Raw genomic sequence first — 18133 nt, 5'->3', positions numbered from 1 at the left:
CCGCTCACTGGCCGGCGTACTTGTCGGCGACCTTCTCGGCGAGCTTCTGGCTCGCCGACAGCGCGCTGCTCACGCTGGTGCGCCCGGCGATCGCCGAGGACAGCTGCTGCGAGACCTGCGTGCCCAGGTCGGTGAACTCCGGTATGCCGACGAACTGGATGCCGGGCGCGGGCCGCGGCTGCACCCCGGGGTTCGACGGGTTCGCCGCCTCCAGCGCGGTCAGGGTCGGCTGCGCGAAGGCCGAGGACGCCTTGTCGTAGGCGGCGTTGGAGTACGTGGAGGTGCGCTTGCCCGCGGGCACCCGGGACCAGCCGAGCTTGGTGCCCACCAGGTTCTCGTAGCCCTTGCCGGAGGCCCAGGAGATGAACTTCCAGGCGTCGTCCTGCTTCTTGCTCGCCTTCTGCACGCCCCAGGCCCAGGTGTAGAGCCACCCCGAGCTCTTCGTCTGCTCCACCGGGGCCGGCACGTAGCCGATCTTGCCGGCGACGGGGGAGTCGGACGCCTCCAGGGAGCCGGCCGCGGAGGTGGCGTCGTACCACATGGCGACCTTGCCCTGCTCCAAGTCGTTGAGGCACTCGGTGAAGCCGGACTGCGCCGCTCCGGGCTCGCCGTGCTTGCGCACCAGGTCCACGTAGAAGTTCGTCGCCTTGGTGAAGGCCGGGCTGGTCAACTGGGCCTTCCAGTCCTTGGTGAACCACGTGCCGCCCATGGTGTTGACCACCGTGGTCAGCGGGGCGATCATCTCGCCCCAACCGGGCTGGCCGCGCAGGCAGATGCCCTTCATGCCGGACTGGGCGCCGTCGGCCTTCGCGGCGAGCGAGGCCACCTGGTCCCACGTCGGGTGCGCGGGCATCGTCAGGCCCTTCGCCGCGAACACGTCCTTGCGGTACATCAGGAACGAGGACTCGCCGTAGAACGGCTCGGCGTACAACTGCCCGTTGTAGCTGAGCGACTGCTGCATCGCGGGCAGGATGTCGCTCTGGTCGAAGGCGGTGTCCGCCTTGGCCTTGGCGGTCAGCGGGGCGAGCCAGCCGTTCTTGGCGTAGATCGGGGCCTCGTAGTTGCTGATGGTGGCCACGTCGTACTGGCCGGCCTGGCTGGAGAAGTCCTGGGTGATCTTGTCCCGGACGTCGTCCTCGGGCAGCACGGTGAAGTTCACGTGGATGCCGGTGGACTTGGTGAAGTTGGCCGCGGTCAGCTTCTGCAGGTCCACCATCTGCGGGTTGTTGACCATCAGCACGTTGATCGAGTGACCGCCGGAACCGCCCGCACCACCGGCACCGGAACAGGCGGCGAGCAGGGCGCCGCAGAGGGCGAGGGCCAGGGGTGCGGCCGCGCGGCGGGCGGTGCGCCCGGTGCTTCTGCCGGCAGTGGGGCTGGTGGGGTTCACAGGGGTGGAGGGTGTCATGATGCGTCCCTTTCATGACCGGTCGTGAGGGTGAATGGGGAACGGGGAGAGACGGCTCGACGGCGGGATATGTGAGTGGACGGGGGACAGGTGGGGAGAGGGATGGGCGAGTGACGGATATGGACGGATGAACGGATGGCGGGATCGGGGGCGGACGGATGAGCGGGCGGCCGGCGGGCCGGGAAGGGTCGGTCAGACCCTGAACACGCGGGGGCCGAGCAGCGCGTACCGGTGCGCCTCGGCGCTGGACAGGCCGGTGTCGGTGACGATCGCCTCGAAGTCGGCGACCTCGGCGAAGCGGCAGAAGCTGCTCGCGCCGAACTTGCTGTGGTGGCCCATGAAGACCTTGCGGCGCGAGACGGACAGTGCCTTGGCCTTGACGTCGGCGACGACCGGATCGGGCGTGGTCAGCCCGAGTTCGCGGGAGATACCGTTGGAGCCGACGAACGCCAGGTCGATGACGAAGCCGGCGAGCATGTCGCAGGCCCATGAGCCCACGGTGGCCAGGGTCCGGGCCCGGACCCGGCCGCCGAGCAGCAGCACGGTGATGTGCGGGGAGTCCACGATGGCCGCGGCCGTGGTCAGGGAGGCCGTGACCACGGTCAGCGGGCGGTCGCCCGGCAGCAGCGCGGCCAGCAACTGCGGGGTGTAGCCCTCGTCGACGAAGACGGTCTCCGCATCGCCGAGCAGCTTCACCGCCTCCGCGGCGATCCGGCGCTTGTCGGGGACGTGCAGGGTCACCCGCTGGGCGAGGTCCGTCTCGAACCCGGCGCCCTCGACGGGGTACGCGCCCCCGTATGTGCGGCGCACCAGGCCGCGGCGCTCCAGGACCCCCAGGTCACGCCGGATGGTCTCCGGCGCGACCGACAGGTCCGCGGCCATGGCGGTCACCTCCACCTGCCCGTGGTGGCGCGCCATGGCGAGGATGTGGTGCTGGCGCTCCTCCGCACGCACCGGCTCCACCCCTCTTCCGCGCTCCGGTCCGGGCAGCGGCCTGCCCGGTGATGACCGTAGAAGAGTTATACCGCCGCCCGTTTGCCCGGCCCCTGCCCATAACGGACAACAAACAGTCCGGTTCGGCCCGTTGGTGGTTGCTGTTTCAGCAGGTGGAGCAGGTGTGCCGCTATTCGGTGCGGATCCCGGCACCCATTGGGGCTGCCTGACTGCCCGCTTCGGACTGTGCCCGAATGTGTTCACAAGGGTGGGGCGAGCGGGGCGGGTGGGGTGGAAGAAGCCGGTACGTGCCCGGTCCCACCGAAGCCCCGCCGAAGCCCGGGCGGTTGACCGCGCGGGGCCGGTCCCCGATCGTGGGCGCCTTCGCGAGGTTCCGAAACGGAGCGGTGATGCGGCACTTTGTCCGGCCGGAGGGAAGCCCGCCGGTGAACGGCTACAGCCATGCGGTGGCGGGCACCGGACCGCTCGTCGCGGTGTCCGGCCAAGTCCCGGTGGACGGTGAGGGGCGCTTGGTGGGCGAGGGGGACGCCGAGGCGCAGGTGCGCCAGGTGTACGCGAATCCGGCCACCGCGCCGGCGGCGGCCGGCTCCGGCCTCGACCAGGTGGTCAAGCTCACCGTCTACCTGACCGACATGCAGGACCTGCCGGCCTTCCGCCGGGTGCGCGACGAGCACCAGGACCGCGCCCGTCCCCCCCGCGTGCTCGCTGGTGCAGGTGGGTGGCCGGCCTGGCGCACCCGGCCTTCCGCGTCGAGATCGAGGCATGGGCGGTGGCGCCGGGACAGCCGTGAGGGCGGTCCCGCGCCGGGTGTCGCGGCCGGGCGGGCGGCCCTGGCTCAGGCGGCCGGCGGCTGCCCGGTGGTGAGAGCGGCCAGGACGGTACGGGCGCGGGCGCGCAGGCGCTCGTCGGCGCGGACGATGACGGTCTCCACGCCGTGGTCGACCACCCGCAGGTCGCGCTCGGCCAGGGCGGCCAGGCGGCCCCGCCGTACGGGGTCGAGCGCGGCGGGGCCCACCGCGAGCAGCGCGTCGCACGCCTCGAGCGCGTTCAGCCCGTGTTCGGCGGCGTCCAGGGCGCGGTCGGCGAGCGCGGCGGTGTCGAGCGAGCCGGGCTCCGCCACGGCGGTCAGGGCGAGCACCGCGTCGGGGGCCGCCTCGGGTATCTCCAGCAGCCGCAGCAACCGCGGTACGAGCGGGCGTCCGGCGGGGCCGAGCAGCGCGGCCGCGCGGGCGGCCCGGACCACCTGCCACTGGGCCCACCGCATGGACAGGGCCCGTGCCAGCACCGAGTCGAGCACCCGTACGGCGGTGTCCGCGTCGCCGTCGGCCAGCCACAGCGCGCGGGCGAGCGCGGTGTCGGCGTCGAGCACGGGGGTGGTCTCCTTGGCGCCGGGGCCGCTGAGGGCGGCCCGCATCGCCGGCGCCAGACCGGCTCCGGCCCTTCCCAACGAGGCGGCGGCCGCGGCGGCTTCCGCGACATCCTGCGGCTGACCGGTCAGCCGCGCGGCCACGTACTGCGTCAAGGGGCGGCTGTCGCCGGTGAGTTCGTACAGGGCCTGTGCGGCGGCGAGCGAACCGCCCGCCACCTCACGCAGGGCCGCTGCTGCCGCCGCGCGCTCCTCGGGTGCGCCCGCGGGCGCGACAGCACCGATCGCCGCGGCGGCAGCGTGCGTCGTCCGCGGCAGCACCGCGAGGAGTTCGGCCAGCGCGGGCAGCCCCTGGGCACCCCACATGCGCACGATCCGGCACAGCTCCGCCGCCTGGGGTCCCTGCGCCTTGCCCGACCGCGCCACCTGGGCCGCGAGCGGTACCGCGGGCACCGCGGGCGCCGCCGCGGCCTCGCGGAGCCGCCCGCGGACGGCCGCCAGCAGCCCGGGCTCAAAGGGCACGGGCCGCTCCTCGTCGGCGAAGTAGCCCCCCGCGGCGTCAAGGGGCCGCCCTCGCAGCCGCCTCGCGAGCAACGGCGCTGCCCGATCGGGCGCCACCCGCACCAGGGCGGCCAACGCGTGCTCGGCGATCTCGTCCTGGTCATCCGGCGCCGCGTCCACGCGTCCGGTCCCGCTGTCCGCGGGTCCGGTCCCGGCCGGAGCGGCGGCGGACGGCGACGGGACCGCGCCCGCCGGTTCGCGCGCGGCCAGTGCGGCGAGCACGTCCGTTGCCTGCGCCGCTGCTTCACCCAGCCGCTCCAGCAGGGAGAGCGCTCGCGCCGCCTCCTTCGGGGCGGCGCCCGGGAGCACGGACAGGAGAGCCGGCAGGATGCGGGGTGCTGCGGTGCGGGACAGGCGGCAGGCGTGGTCGGCTGCCCACAGCGCTTCCTCGCGGACCTCCGGGCGGGGATCGGCCAGCGCCGCCGCCAGCAGCGAGCCCGCCGCCGCGCGGTCCTGCTCCGTGTCGCGCAGCAGCAGCGCCTCGGCGACGGCGTTCAGCGGCTCGTGGCGGTCCAGATCGAGGCGGCCGGCGAAGTGCGGGCCGAGCGGGAGCAGGCCGACCAGCGCGGTTTGCTGGGCGTCGCCCCAGGGCAGCCCGGCGTCCAGCCAGGCGAAGGCGGCGGCGACGACCACCGGGCCCGGCTGGTCCCGCGGGGTGGCCAGCACCTCACGGGCCGCCGGCACCGTGCCCGCGGGGTCCAACCGGGAGAGCGCGCCGAGGAGTTCGGCCCGCACCACGGGCACCTGCTCGTGCGTCCGGCGTGCCCGCAGCTCCGGCAGGACCGCCCCGGCCGCACCGGTGTGCGAGGCGGCCCAGGCCGCGGCCTGGCGTACTTCGGCGTCGGGTGCGGCCAGCAGCGGGAGGATCAGGGGGAGTTGGGCCGCGACGGCGGAGCGCACCGCCTCGGGCGGGACGCCGTGCACGTCCCGGCTCCCGGCCATGCCGCCCAGCAGCGCCAGCAGATCGGCCGCACGGCACCCGGCGGCGGCCAAGCGGGCGAGGAAGGGGGCGATCTCGGCACTGGCCGCGTACACCGTGCCCTGGTGCAGCACGGAGCCGTACAACTCGGTGACCGCCTCGCGCGCGGCCTCCTCGTCGGGGCCCGCGAGCGCGTGCAGCACGGCGGGAAGGTCCTCGGCGCTGCCGTAGGCATGGGACGTCCGTGCCCACGGGTGTTCGTCGACCCCGGCGAGGGCCTGTGCAAAATCCATGACCGCATGCTCGCACGGGGGTACGACAGCGGTCCGGGCCCCGTCGAACGGCTGATGCCTTTCGGGTATCACAGCGCACGGAAGAGGTGTTGGACGCCGTTGCCGCGCGGGGGCGACGCTGGTGGTGCGCCGTCGGAAAAGGCGGCGACGAACCCCTCGACCAGCTCATCGGAAGGGCCCTGACATGCGTGTCTTCCTCACCGGCGGTTCCGGCTACATCGGCCGGTCGGTCCTGCGGATCCTGGCCGCACAGGGCGCGGAGGTCACCGCGCTGGCCCGCTCGGACCGCTCCGCCCGCACCGTGGCCGACCTCGGCGCCACCCCCGTGCGCGGCGACCTCACCGACACCGCCGTCCTGCGCGAGGCCGCCGCGAACGCCGACGGCGTCATCCACCTCGGCTCCGACGTGACCGCCGAGACCGCCCGCGTGGACCTGGCGGCGGCCCGCGCGCTGCAGGCGGGCCTGGCCGGGCGCGGGACCTACGTGCACACCGGCGGCGTGTGGGTCTACGGCGACACCGACGGCGTCGTCGACGAGGACGCGCCGCAGAAGCCCCCGGCCATCACCGCCTGGCGCCGCGCCAACGAGGACGCCGTCCTCGCCGACACCGGCTCCGGCGGCCGCCCCGTGCTCGTCATGCCCGGTGTGGTCTACGGCGGCAGCGGCGGCCTCACCCGGTTCTTCTACACCGACCCGGGCCGTACGAACGGCGCGGTGCCGCTCATCGGGGACGGCGCCAACCACTGGGCGCTGGTGCACGTCGAGGACATCGCCGACCTCTACGTGCGGGCCCTGGGCGCCGCACCCGGCTCCGTCTACGCCGGGGTCAGCGGCGTCAACCCCACCCAGGCGGAGATCGCCCACGCCCTCTCGCAGGCGGCGGGCTGCCCCGGCAGCATCGACAAGCTCACGAGGGCCGAGGCGCTGGAGCGGATGGGCCCGATCGCGGAGGCGTTCGCGCTGGACCAGCAGATGACCCCCGAGCGGGCCCGGCGCGAGCTCGGCTGGACCCCGGCGCACACGGACCCGCTGGCCGAACTGGCCACCGAGCAGGCCGCCTGAGCACCGGAGGGCCGCAAGCGGCGCAGGGGAGTGGCGGCCCGGCCGGGCCGCCACTCGCCGTCCGCACGGAGCCGGGCCCCACGTCGTAAGGGACCGGACTCTTGCGTCGAACAGCCGGGCCCAGGGGGCAGGGTGCGCTCAGCCCGCCTCCGGGCCGGCCTCCTCCACCAGGTCGCCGAACTCCCGCACCAGCGGGCGCTCGCGCCGCTCGCTCCAGGCCAGGCAGACCCGGCTCGGCGGGATGTCCTCCACGGGGACGTGGCACACGTCGGGACGCGTGTAGTACGTGGCGGCCGACTCCGGGACGATCACGACGCCCTGGAGCGCGGCCACGTACTCCAGCTTCTCCTCGGCCGAGTTGAGGGGCGGCCGGCCGCCCGCCTCGGTCAGGGACTCGCGGCGGTGCGGCAGGTCGCGCCACTCGGGCACCATGTCGGGGTCCTGGAGCAGCACGTCGTCGGCGAGGTCGGCGACCGCGAGGGCGGCCTTGCCCGCCTGGCGGTGCGTGCGGGGCAGGACGGCGACCCGCCCCTCCTCGTAGAGCGGGCGCAGCCGCAGTCCGCGGTGGTCCGCGGGCAGCCGTACGACGCTGACGTCGGCGCGGCCGTCGCGGACCACCTGCGTCTGGTCGTCCCAGCCGCAGCGCAGCACCTCCACCCGCAGGCCAGGGTGACGGGCCGTCAGCGCGTGCACGGCGGCGGCCACGGTGATGCCGGGCATGAAGGCGACGGTGAAGCGCTCCACGGGGGCGGCCGCCGCGCGGACCCGGCGGGTCAGCGCCTCGGCCTCGGCGAGCAGCCCGGGGGCGTCGCTCAGCAGTTGCTCGCCGGCGCGGGTGAGGCGGGCGCCGCGCCGGTCGCGTTCGAAGAGCCGCACGTGCAGTTCGTCCTCGAGGGCGCGGATCTGCCGGGACAGGACGGGCTGGGCGATGTGCAGCCGGGCGGCCGCGCGGCCGAAGTGCGACTCCTCGGCGGCCGCGACGAAGTAGCGCAGCTTGCGCAGGTCGACGTCCGCTCCGGGCATGGCCGACGCCCCCTCAGACCGCGGCCGCGCGGGCCGATCGCAGGGAGCGGAAGGGCCGCGGGCCGGACTGCGGCTCGGTGGGGGGCCCGGTGGGGGGCTCGGCCTGCGGTTCGCTCCGGGACTCGCTCCCGCCGGGGCCGGGGATCTCCGCAACGGCGGCGACCAGCGGGGCGAGCTGCGGGTCGGCGGCCGCGGCGTCCAGCGCCTCGCGCAGGGCCGCGTTGTTGGTCGGGCGGGCGGCGTCCAGCAGCTCGCGGCCGGCGGGGGTCACGTCGGTGTAGATGCCGCGCCGGTCGGTCGGGCACAGGTACCGCGAGAGCAGGCCGCGCTCCTCCAGCCGCGTCACCAGGCGGGTGGTCGCGGACTGGCTGAGCACCACCGCGTCGGCGACCTGCTTCATCTGGAGGTGGCCGCCGTCGCCGTCGTGCTGGCGGCTGAGGACGTCGAGCAGGGAGAACTCCCGGACGCTGAGCTTGTGCCCGGACTGCAGCGCCCGCTCCAGGTGCGCCTCGATCCGGCCGTGCAGCAGCGACAGGGCGCACCAGCTGTCGGCGAGTGCGGTCATCGCCGGATCGGTGGCGGTCATGGTCCCTCCGTAAGGGCGGATGGTCGCGCGCCCGGGGCGGCCGGGGCCCTTCCAGGATAGCGCGTATTCCGCGTTTGCAATTAACCCGCGTCTGCAACTATTGTCGACGCCTGTTGGATGCGTGCGCCGTACGTATGCCCCGTGGATCGCGTGCCTCGTCGATCACGGTGGATCACGGCGAATACCGGCGCACGCGTGCTGTCCACCGGGCGCGGATACCCGCGCCCTGCGCCGGAAAGGTCCTCCGTCATGCCTCTCGCGCTCCTGGCCCTCGCCATCGGGGCCTTCGGGATCGGCACCACCGAGTTCGTCATGGTGGGGCTGCTGCCCCAGGTGGCGGGCGACTTCGGGGTCTCGGTGCCCACGGCCGGCTTCCTGGTCACCGGCTACGCGCTCGGCGTGGTGGCCGGCGCCCCGCTGATGTCCGTCCTGGGCACCAAGGTGCCGCGCAAGCGGATGCTGCTCCTGCTGATGGGCCTGTTCACCCTCGGCAACCTGATATCGGCGCTCGCCCCCGTCTTCGCGGTGATGCTCGCCGGACGCGTGGTCGCCTCCCTGGCCCACGGCGCCTTCTTCGGCATCGGCTCCGTGGTCGCCTCCGAACTGGTCGCGCCCCACAAGCGGGCCGGCGCCATCGCCACGATGTTCACCGGTCTGACCGTCGCCAACGTCGTGGGCGTCCCCTTGGGCACCTACGTCGGGCAGAGCGCCGGCTGGCGGGTGACCTTCCTGATCGTCGCCGGGCTCGGCGTCCTCGGCCTGCTCGGCGTCGCCCGGCTCGTCCCCGACCTGCCCCGCTCTGAGGGCGTCCGGCTCCGCCACGAGCTGGCCGTCTTCCGCAACGCGCAGGTGCTGCTCGCCATGGCGATGACCGTGCTCGGCTTCGGCGGCGTCTTCGCCGCGATCACCTACATCGCGCCCATGCTCACCGACGTCACCGGCTACGCGGACAGCTCGGTGACCTGGCTGCTGGTCCTCTTCGGCCTCGGCATGGTGGCCGGCAACCTCGTCGGCGGGCGGTTCGCCGACCGCCGCCTGATGCCGATGCTCCGCACGGCGCTGGCTGCGCTGGCCGCGACACTCGCGCTGTTCACCGTGACCGCGCACAGCAAGCCGGCCGCCGCCGTCACCGTGCTCCTCATCGGCGCCCTGGGGTTCGCCACGGTGCCGCCCCTGCAGAAGCGCGTCCTCGACCAGGCGGCCGGCGCGCCCACCCTCGCCTCGGCGGTCAACATCGGCGCCTTCAACCTGGGCAACGCGCTCGCGGCCTGGCTCGGCGGCCTGGTGATCGCCGCGGGCCACGCCTACACGTCGGCGAACTGGGTCGGCGCCGTGCTCACCGTCTCGGCGCTCGGGCTGGCCGTGGTCTCGTCCACCCTTGAGCGGCGGGCGAAGCAGGGGTCCTACAACGACGGCGACGGCGGCGCCGCGGCCGGGGGCCGGACGGAGACGTCCAAGGAGAGCGCGATGCTGTAGGTGCCGAAGCCGAGCGCGCGGTAAAGGGACTCGGCCTGCTCGGTCGCGTGCAGGTCGACCCGGCTGACGCCCGCGGCGGCGAACCACTCCAGCAGGGCCGCGGTGGTCGCCCGGGCGTAACCGCGGCCGCGGTGGGCCTTGTCGGTGCAGACGTTGAAGACGAAGCCGAACAGCCCGGTGGGCCCGATGGGCGAGGGCAGCCGCTGCTCGATGGTGCCGATGGCGCAGGCGGCGAGCCCGCCGCCGGGGGCGTCCACCACGAAGGCGGCCGTCGTCGCGTGCTCCATGGCGTCGGGGGCCAGCCGCTCGCGCAGCATCCGGACCGCGTCCGCCTCCCAGGGGCCGGGCAGATCCTCGCCCGTCATCGCCTCGAACATCAGCCGCCGCAGCCGCACCAGTTCGGCCGCGTCCGCACCCCCGGCCGCGCGCACGGTGATCCGGGCGCCGGCCGTCTCCTCTGCTGTCGTCACGCCCTCAACGTAGCCTGCGGCCCGGGCGGTCCACCTCCGGTTTTCCCGCGGCCCGCCGCGCCCGGCGCAGCTAAGGCCGCGGCTTCTCCACGCCGTAGCCGAGGGCCTGCACGACCGCTTGGACATTGGGGAAGACCTCGTCCGACGGCAGGGCGGAGACGCGGTCCACCAGGGCGTCGGGCGCCTGGTGGCGGTGGAGGGCAGCCAGCAGCGCGCCCCGGCGCGCGGGGTAGACGCTGCGGTCGAGGTGCCTGGCCAGGTCGCTGCGGAGGCTGACGCCCTCCGGGGTCATGCCGGCCGGCACGGCCGCGGCCGGCGCGCTCTCGGCGAGGGGCTGGTCCTCGCCCGAGGGCTGCGGCTCCATCTCCTCCTCGACCCGCACCGCCCGGCTGGCCTTGAGCTCGCCCTGCATCTCCCTCTTGAGCTCGTCGTCGCGGGCGAAGCCGGTCTTGTTGGTTCCCTGGTCCGTCATGGAAGCTGCTTCCTCCCTGGTCGAACGGGCTTCGGCCCGATCGGGTACCCAGGCGGCACGCGCCGAAACGGGGGTACGGCGGCCCGCCGCCGGGTCCCGGGCGCAGGCACGCCGGCGGCCCCGCTCGCGCAGGGGCGGGCGGGGCCGTCGGATGGGGGGCTACACGCGTAGCGGGGTCAGCTGTGGTTCCAGGTGACCGAGAAGTTGGTGCCGCCCGACAGGGAGGAGGTCGTGGCCTTGGTGGTGCTGCCCGAGGCCATGTTGATCTTGTCGGGCGAGAAGTTGCCGATGGCCTGGCCGTTCGCCTGCGAGTTGGTGAAGTTCGCGGTGCTGAAGTGGGCGAGCGGCAGGACGCCGGTGTTGCTGGAGGGCGCCTCGGCGATGATCTCGGCGGAGGAGTTCGACAGCCCGCTCTGGTTCTTGGTGGTGGTCTTCGTCCAGCCCTTGGTCGTGTCGGACAGCACCAAGGTGTAGGTGGTGCCCGAGACGCTGACCGAGGCGGTGAAGTGGTCGCCCGGGCTGACCGTGTTGCTGTAGTTCACCGGGTACGCCGGGTACATCTCGTACCACGAGGAGTACTCCGCCCGGCCGCCGTAGCAGTCCGCCTCGGTGCCCGTCTGCTCCACGGAGTTGCTGCCGTCGCCGTCGATGCCGACCCAGAACGAGGAGTAGGTCGTGGCGCTGGTGCAGGAGACCGACGGCTGCACCCAGCTCGCCGAGACGCTGGTGAACGTGCGGCCGGTGGCCGCGTAGCCGGCCCAGTTGCCGCTGGTGCTGTGCTGGATGCCGCCCACCAGGTGGTGGCTCGCGATGTGCCCGTCCACCGGCGCCATGCGGAAGACGGGTGCCGCCGTCGCGGGCGCGGTCGCCAGCGCGGACAGGACCGCGGCGGTCACGGCGGTGGCGGCGGTGAAGCGAATGGTTGCCGACATGCTGCTCCTTCTCGTGCATCTCGCGGTGCAGAGGGAACTGGCGGATGCCAATGGGGTCCCCGTGCCGCCAGTGATTGTCAGTGTGCAGACAATGATCGGCCTGCCGGCACAGGGAAGTCCCAACGATCGGCAAAGGTCGTGCCAAGTACCAGGGAGAAAAGGGGCGTTGGAGGGCAGTGCGGGCACCCGGCATGGGATACGCGGGTAGACCGGCTGCCCGATCGCACGCGTCCGTCGCCCGGTCCGGTGGGCCGACGGCCGAATGGGGGCGGCCGAACGGGGGCGCCCGAAAGGCACGGCTCCGCCCGCCCGTTCGGCCCACTCCCGGCGGGTCGGCCCCGCCCTCGCGGCTCCTGATGCGCTTTCATCCTCCTGGGCCCCGCCGGCGCCCGCACCCGCCCTCACCCCGACCCGGAGGCGCCCCGTGACGACCATGAACGCCGTACGCGCGCACGAGCGCGGTGGCCCTGAGACGCTGCGCCTCGAGACCGCGCCCCGGCCCGAACCCGGGCCCGGCGAGGTGCTGGTGGCCGTGCGCTCGGCCTCGATCACGCCCGGCGAACTCGACTGGGACGCCACCTGGACCGACGCCGTCGACGGCACCGGCACACCGCGGCTGCCGATCGTGCCGGCCAAGGAGTTCTCCGGCATCGTCGCCGTGGCCGGTCCGGGAGTCGCGGACCTCGACATCGGCGACGAGGTGTACGGGCTGGTCCCCTTCACGAGCGACGGCGCCGCCGCCGAGTACGTCCGCGTACCCGCCGCCGTCGTCGCCACCAAGCCCGCCGGCCTCGACCACGACCACACGGCCGCTCTCCCGCTGGCCGGGCTGACCGCCTGGCAGGGGCTGGTGGAGCAGGGCGGGCTGCACGAGGGCACCCGCGTGCTGGTGCACGGCGGGGCCGGCGGCGTCGGCTCGCTGGCCGTCCAGATCGCCGCGGCCCTGGGCGCCGAGGTCGCCGCCACGGCCGCCGCCCGCGACGCCGACTTCGTCCGCTCGCTCGGCGCCGCCCGGGTCCTGGACTACGCCGCCGAGCCGTTCGAGGAGCAACTGGACGGCCTCGACCTCGTCTTCGACACCGTCGGCGGCGCGACCCAGGAGCGCTCCTGGAAGGTGCTGCGGCCCGGGGGCGTACTGGTCAGTGTGGCCGCGCCGCCGCCCGCCGAGGGCCCCGGCAGCACCCGGGGCGCCTTCTTCGTCGTGGAGCCCGACCGTGCCGGTCTGGAGCAGCTCTCCCGCCTGGTGGCCCAGGGCCGCCTCCGCCCGCCGATCGCCGAGGTCTTCCCGCTCGCGGACACGGCCGCCGCCTACACCGCCCTGACCCGCCCCCACCGGCGCGGCAAGGTGGTCGTCCACGTCTCCTGACCGCCCGCACCCCGCCCGGGCGGACCCGCCGCAAACCCGCTGGAAGCCGCCCCCCGCCCTCTGTTAGCGTCCCCGCAGCCGGCCGCGGGACTCCGGTGCGACTTCCGGAACCTGCCTTTGAAGCAACGATTCGCAGCTCGTGCCCCCATTCCCCGGCCGGCGTCCGGCAGCCGGGGGAGGGAATCGGGGCATGGAGCGCGACGAGACCATCGGCGACCTGATCGCCGCCGACGACGTCCTGCTGTTCGTCAACGCGGCCATCACCTCCACCGGCCAGCGCGAGTTCCACAGCGACGCCGGCGAGCAGCACCTGTCGCTGGACTTCCTGCACGCCTACATGCTCGGCAACTACCGCCCCCTGTACGCGGGCGTGCTCGCCCTGGACATCAACGACCACAACGCCGCCCGCATCATCCGCGGCCTGCTGCGCACCGCCGGTGAGGCCGCGCCCGAGCAGCGCCCCCGTGAAGGCCGCCTGATCGCCGCCAAGCTCGCCGCCATGCCGCCGCAGCGCGTCTACGCCCTCTTCGCGGACCTGCGCCGGGACCGGGTGAACAACCGCCGCACCCGCGCGATCATCCGCGACTGGCTCGCCGCCCGCCCCGATCCCGCCTTCGACGCCGTGAAGTACCGCGGTGGCCTGAAGAGCGTCCTGCGCCACACCCATCTGCCGCCGATCACCGCCGAGTTGGGCGCCTTCCTGTTCGCCCCGGGCACGCGCGCCCGCTACGCCGCACCCCTGCTGGAGACCTGGCGCCGCGCCCACCACGAGCAGTCGGCCCTGTACGAACTCCCCTACACCGTCGCCGAAGGGCTCGCCGCGAAGCACGGCATCCCCCGGGCCCGCTTCCTGGAGCGCGCCGCAGGCAGCATGACCCGCCTGGAGACCCTGCGCCTGCAGAAGGCCGCCGGCGCCGCCGTACGCACCGACCTGGCCGCCATGCCGCTGACCCGGCTGGCCTCCTACGTACTCGGCCTGCCACCCGACGAACGAGCCGGGCGCCGCGCCGAGTTGACCGCCGCGCTGCGTACGGCGGCCGGGCGGGCCGCCGGGGCCCACCGCGGGCGCTGGGGCAAGGTCGCCGCCGTGCTGGACGACAGCTACTCCGCCCACGGCTCCGGCGCCAAGCGCCGCCGTCCGCTCGCGGTCGCCCTTGCCTGCCACTACCTGCTCGCGGCGGTCGCCGGGCAGTACACCGCGCTGTGGACCTCCGGCCGCACCGACGCCCTGCTCGTCCGCCCCCACGGCGCGACGCCGCTCGGCCACCGCATCCTCGACGCCCTGGAGAGCGCCCCCGAGCGCCTGGTGATCGTCTCCGACGGCTGGGACAACGCGCCGCCCGGCCTGGCCGGCGAGGTGCTGCGGATCTGGCGCACCCGGCTCGACCCGGACCGCCGCACCAGCGTCGTCCACCTCAACCCCGTGTACGACGCCGCCGACTTCGACGTGCGCCGCCTCGCACCCACCGTCCCCACCGCGGGCATCCGCGACGCCGAGGACCTTCCCGCGCTCGTCGAACTCGCCCAGTTCGCCGAGGGCCGCACCGGGATCGAGGAGCTGACCTCCTACCTCGCCGCCCGCGCCGCCCACCTCCTGGAGCCCCGGCCATGACCGTTCGCAGCCCGGCCGCCCTCGACCTCACGGGCCTGCGCACCCTGCCCTCGCAGGTGTGGGGCGGCATCCGCCTGGTGCCGCTGGTGCGCGAGGAGCCGCTGACCGACCTGCGCCTGCACCCGCGCTTCTTCGGCGACGGCGCCGGGCCCGTGCTCGGCCACGTCGCCGTCGCGCCCCGCACGGCGTACACCGCCTACATCCCGCACGCCTTCGTCGCCACCTGGACGCGTGACGGCTCCCCGGCAGCCGCCTACGGCACCCAACTGTCGACGGCCGGACCCGCCGGACCCCCGGAGCACACCGTGCGACTGCACCTCCACCGCCGCCTCGCCCGCCGCGAGGACCGGGACCGGCTGCGTTTCCTGCCGCTGCACCTCGCCCTGGAGGGCTACCTGGCCCTGCACTTCGGCGGTCCCTCGGTGATGTGGGAGGAGTGGTCCCGGCGGGCCGCCGCCAAAGGCCTCTCGCCGCGCACCGAGGAGGCGTACACCGGCGCCGAGGTGGCCGGACTCGCCGACGCCCTGCGGGTGTTCGAGATCCACCCCGGCCAGTGCGGTGTCCTCCTCCACACCGGTGACACCCTGGCCGCCGCCTTCGTGGTGCCCCACCCCGAGGACTACCGGCTGCTCCACCCGACCCTCGTCCAGGACCTGTTCGGGGAACTGGTCCACCACCACGCCCTGTTCGCGGGGCCGTTGCCGGACTTCCGGGCCCGTATCCCCGGCCCCGGCATCGGCTCGCTCGCCGACCTGCGGGCAGCCGCCCAAGAGGAGGAGCGCCGGTGGGCGCGGTTCCACGACGCCACCATGGCGGCCGGACTGCTGGGCCCCGCGTACACCTGGCAGCGCGTGTACCGGATGGGCCGCTTCACCCTGTCCCGCTTCCTGCCGGCCTTCGTGCCCAAGGAGGAGAACCACATCGGCGAGACCATCACCGACGAGCGCGGCCGCACCGCCTACCTGAAGACCTTCCGCCTCTCCGAGACCCAGGTGCGCCGCGGCCACCTGCTCGACCGGCTCGCCGCGCAGGACTGGCACCTCGGTGCCACCGCCGCCGCGATGGGGCTGCGCGAGGGGGAGTTGGGCCTGCGGCTGGAGCACGCCGGCTTCGGCGCGCTGCTGCGGCAGGACGTGCTGGACCGCTACCGCAAGGAGAACAGGCGTCGCGCGGAACGCAGCTGACGCACAGTCACACCGGCGGGGTCCTCCCGCTCGGCGGCTCGGCCCCCTTGCCGTCCTGCGCCGGACCGTCCTGCCCCGGACCGCCCGGGCCCGCGGCCTGCTCGCCCGGGCCCTGCGTGCCGTGCGTGCCCTGTGTGCCCGGCCCGGCCGCTCCGCCCGGCTCGCCCGCCGCCTCCGTGCCCTCCTCCTCGGCCTGCAGGCCCCGCTCGAGTCCGATCCACGCCACGATCGCGGCCGCCGCCATGATCCCGGCCATCACGTAGAAGACCGTGCGGGTCGCGTACGCGAAGTCCAGGCGGATGAAGTGCGGGATCGAGGAGGTGCCGCCGCCCGCGGACTGGTGCGCCTGGGCGATGGTGTGCGCCTGGTCGCCCGCCTGGTCAGGCGGGGTACCGCGGGCGATCAGCGAGGAGCGCACGTGGGACTCGAAGCGGCTGACCGAGATCGTGCCGAGGACGGCCAGGCCCAGGCTCGCCGCGTAGTTGCGCACGGTCTGCGTGATGCCGGTGGCCTCGCCGTACGACAGCCGCGAGGCGCGGTTGACCGCGTCCGTGCTCGCCGGGGTGAGCATCATGCCCATCCCGGCGCCGGCCAGCACGATCGACCACTGCTGGCTGGCGAAGTCCAGGTGCGTCACCTCGCCCGCCAGCAGGTAGAAGCCGACCGCCGACAGCGCGCACCCCCACACCACGGGCCGCTTGGCGCCGCCGCGGTCCAGCATCCGCCCGCCGATCTGCGAGGCGATGACGAAGCCGAGGAAGAAGTACAGCAGGTACAGGCCCGCGCCCGAGGCGGACTTGCCGAGCGAGATCTGCGCGTACTCGCTGGCGAAGAAGAACAGCGGGACGAAGACCAGCATGGCGATGCCCAGCACCAGGTTCTCCACCAGGAAGGCCCGCACCCGGAAGATGCGGACCTGGATCAGCGGGGAGGCGGTGCGCAGCTCCACCCGGTGGAAGAGCGCCAGCAGCACCAGGCCGGCCGCGATGCACAGCGCGATCGCCGGGTTGGACCAGTGCCAGATCTGCGATTGCTGGAAGCCGAAGACGCTCAGCCCGATGCCGGCCGCGATGAGCGCCAGGCCGCGGTAGTCCATGGGCGCGGGACGGTGCTCGGTCACCGGGTCCGACAGTGCGATCAGCACCAGCGCGATCACGGCGACGGGGATGTTCACCCAGAAGATGGCCCGCCAGGTCCACTCCGTCAGCCAGCCGCCCAGCACCGGCCCCACCGCGGTCAGCCCGCCCGCGATGCCGAAGAACAGCGCCAGCGCCTTGCCCCGCTCACGCAGCGCGAACGTCTGCACCACGATGCCGAGCGCCGCCGGGAACAGCAGCGCGCCGCCCACGCCCTGCACCGCCCGGAACACCACGATCCACGCCTGGGCCGCGCCGCCCTTCGGGGTGAGCCCGCACAGCAGCGAGGCGGCGGCGAAGAGCACCACCCCCGCCACCACCACCCGGCGGTGGCCCGCCGTGTCGGCGAGCCGGCCGCCGTAGGCGAAGAACGCCGCGAGCGCCAGCAGGTAGGCGTTGACGGCCCACTGCACGCCGGTGTTGGACAGGTCCAGCTCGTCCTGGATCTGGGGTACCGCGATCGACACGATCGTCTGGTCGATGAAGGTCATGGCGACGGCGAAGATCATCGCCGCGAGCACCAGGTTCCGCGACCGCCCGCCGCTGCCGGCCGTGACTGCCATCCGCCCTCCTCGACTGCCGTGTCCCGACTGCCGTGACCGCGGCACCCGCGTGCCCGGCCGTGTCCCCCGCCGTCCCCCACACTCGGGCACAGCGGCCGCGCCTGCCAGCCGCAGCGGCCCGTACGGGCGCGGCCCGGGCCGACCGCGGACGGGGCGGTGGTCACGCGCGGGCCGGGGGGATGCCAGGATGGAGCCCATGAGCAACAAGGACAACGTCTTTTTCGACATCTCCATCGACGGTGCGCCCGCCGGGCGGATCGTCTTCCGCCTCTTCGACGACGTGGTGCCGAAGACCGCTCGCAACTTCCGCGAGCTGGCCACCGGCGAGCACGGCTTCGGTTACGCGGGCTCCGCCTTCCACCGGGTGATCCCGGACTTCATGCTCCAGGGCGGCGACTTCACCAGCGGCGACGGCCGCGGCGGCAAGAGCATCTACGGCAACAAGTTCGAGGACGAGAACTTCCAGCTCAAGCACGACCGGCCGTTCCTGCTCTCGATGGCCAACGCGGGCCCGAACACCAACGGTTCGCAGTTCTTCATCACCACCGTGGTGACCTCCTGGCTGGACGGCAAGCACGTCGTCTTCGGCGAGGTCGTCGAGGGCGAGGACCTGGTCCGCACGATCGAGTCCAAGGGCTCGCGCAGCGGTTCCACCACCTCAAAGGTGGTCATCACCGAGTCCGGCACGGTCCCGGCCTGACCCCTCCCGCCCGCGTTCCCACCACGCCGGCGCGCCCCCGTCCTCCGCG

14 protein-coding genes and 2 pseudogenes are annotated in these 18133 nt (G+C 74.1%); 7 read left to right on the top strand and 9 right to left on the bottom strand.

Annotated features, from left to right (window positions below; translation table 11 throughout):
• Nucleotides 1-4 precede the first annotated feature (4 nt).
• Nucleotides 5-1408 (bottom strand): ABC transporter substrate-binding protein, encoded by a 1404-nt coding sequence (locus BLR33_RS11050; RefSeq protein ID WP_093784152.1) that lies wholly within the window; start codon nt 1406-1408, stop codon nt 5-7.
• A 192-nt stretch (nt 1409-1600) separates the two neighbouring features.
• Nucleotides 1601-2362: a DeoR/GlpR family DNA-binding transcription regulator gene (locus tag BLR33_RS11045; RefSeq protein WP_093784313.1), complete on the bottom strand. Its 762-nt coding sequence runs from the start codon at nt 2360-2362 to the stop codon at nt 1601-1603.
• Between the two features lie 233 nt (nt 2363-2595).
• Here BLR33_RS11045 and BLR33_RS36915 point away from each other — a divergent pair.
• Nucleotides 2596-3015, top strand: a pseudogene (locus BLR33_RS36915) (RidA family protein); the annotation flags it as partial.
• Between the two features lie 182 nt (nt 3016-3197).
• Here the strand turns inward: BLR33_RS36915 and BLR33_RS11035 are convergent.
• A complete protein-coding gene (locus BLR33_RS11035; RefSeq protein ID WP_093784151.1) occupies nt 3198-5501 on the bottom strand; it encodes a hypothetical protein in 2304 nt (767 codons plus the stop codon).
• Nucleotides 5502-5685: 184 nt separating this feature from the next.
• Between BLR33_RS11035 and BLR33_RS11030 the strand changes: the two genes are divergently transcribed.
• A complete protein-coding gene (locus BLR33_RS11030; RefSeq protein WP_093784150.1) occupies nt 5686-6564 on the top strand; it encodes an NAD-dependent epimerase/dehydratase family protein in 879 nt (292 codons plus the stop codon).
• 138 nt (nt 6565-6702) lie between these two features.
• On the opposite strand, the gene BLR33_RS11025 is transcribed toward BLR33_RS11030, so the two are convergent.
• Together BLR33_RS11025 and BLR33_RS11020 are read right to left on the bottom strand one after the other, a co-directional pair.
• The gene (locus BLR33_RS11025; protein WP_093784149.1) at nt 6703-7587 is read right to left on the bottom strand and encodes a LysR family transcriptional regulator; all 885 of its coding nucleotides are present in this window, start codon (nt 7585-7587) and stop codon (nt 6703-6705) included.
• A gap of 133 nt (nt 7588-7720) precedes the next feature.
• A pseudogene (locus tag BLR33_RS11020) lies at nt 7721-8173 on the bottom strand (MarR family winged helix-turn-helix transcriptional regulator); the annotation flags it as partial.
• 249 nt (nt 8174-8422) lie between these two features.
• Between BLR33_RS11020 and BLR33_RS11015 the strand changes: the two are divergent.
• Nucleotides 8423-9649 (top strand): MFS transporter, encoded by a 1227-nt coding sequence (locus BLR33_RS11015; protein WP_093784147.1) that lies wholly within the window; start codon nt 8423-8425, stop codon nt 9647-9649.
• On the opposite strand, the gene BLR33_RS11010 is transcribed toward BLR33_RS11015, so the two are convergent.
• From BLR33_RS11010 to BLR33_RS11000, 3 genes are all read right to left on the bottom strand, one after another.
• Nucleotides 9577-10026: a GNAT family N-acetyltransferase gene (locus tag BLR33_RS11010; RefSeq protein WP_093784312.1), complete on the bottom strand. Its 450-nt coding sequence runs from the start codon at nt 10024-10026 to the stop codon at nt 9577-9579. The genes BLR33_RS11015 and BLR33_RS11010 overlap by 73 nt on opposite strands.
• A 163-nt stretch (nt 10027-10189) precedes the next feature.
• Complete coding sequence (locus BLR33_RS11005) at nt 10190-10591, bottom strand: DUF2795 domain-containing protein (protein WP_093784146.1); 402 nt, start codon at nt 10589-10591, stop codon at nt 10190-10192.
• A 176-nt stretch (nt 10592-10767) separates the two neighbouring features.
• A complete protein-coding gene (locus BLR33_RS11000; RefSeq protein WP_093784145.1) occupies nt 10768-11523 on the bottom strand; it encodes a G1 family glutamic endopeptidase in 756 nt (251 codons plus the stop codon).
• A gap of 433 nt (nt 11524-11956) precedes the next feature.
• Here BLR33_RS11000 and BLR33_RS10995 point away from each other — a divergent pair, with 433 nt between their 5' ends.
• From BLR33_RS10995 to BLR33_RS10985, 3 genes are all read left to right on the top strand, one after another.
• Nucleotides 11957-12889 (top strand): NADP-dependent oxidoreductase, encoded by a 933-nt coding sequence (locus BLR33_RS10995; protein WP_093784311.1) that lies wholly within the window; start codon nt 11957-11959, stop codon nt 12887-12889.
• 190 nt (nt 12890-13079) lie between these two features.
• Nucleotides 13080-14501 (top strand): hypothetical protein, encoded by a 1422-nt coding sequence (locus tag BLR33_RS10990; protein WP_093784144.1) that lies wholly within the window; start codon nt 13080-13082, stop codon nt 14499-14501.
• A complete protein-coding gene (locus BLR33_RS10985) occupies nt 14498-15685 on the top strand; it encodes an ARPP-2 domain-containing protein (RefSeq protein ID WP_093784143.1) in 1188 nt (395 codons plus the stop codon). The genes BLR33_RS10990 and BLR33_RS10985 overlap by 4 nt, the downstream gene beginning before the upstream one ends.
• Nucleotides 15686-15692: 7 nt before the next feature.
• On the opposite strand, the gene BLR33_RS10980 is transcribed toward BLR33_RS10985, so the two are convergent.
• Nucleotides 15693-17384 (bottom strand): MFS transporter, encoded by a 1692-nt coding sequence (locus BLR33_RS10980; protein ID WP_107408869.1) that lies wholly within the window; start codon nt 17382-17384, stop codon nt 15693-15695.
• Between the two features lie 196 nt (nt 17385-17580).
• Here BLR33_RS10980 and BLR33_RS10975 point away from each other — a divergent pair, with 196 nt between their 5' ends.
• Nucleotides 17581-18084, top strand: a complete 504-nt coding sequence (locus tag BLR33_RS10975; protein WP_093784142.1) for a peptidylprolyl isomerase — start codon at nt 17581-17583, stop codon at nt 18082-18084.
• Nucleotides 18085-18133 lie beyond the last annotated feature (49 nt).

It is taken from the genome of Actinacidiphila guanduensis, from assembly GCF_900103985.1.
Lineage (GTDB): Bacteria > Actinomycetota > Actinomycetes > Streptomycetales > Streptomycetaceae > Actinacidiphila > Actinacidiphila guanduensis.
Note: the sequence above shows the minus strand (reverse complement) of the source record. Positions and strands in the feature narration are given on the sequence as shown.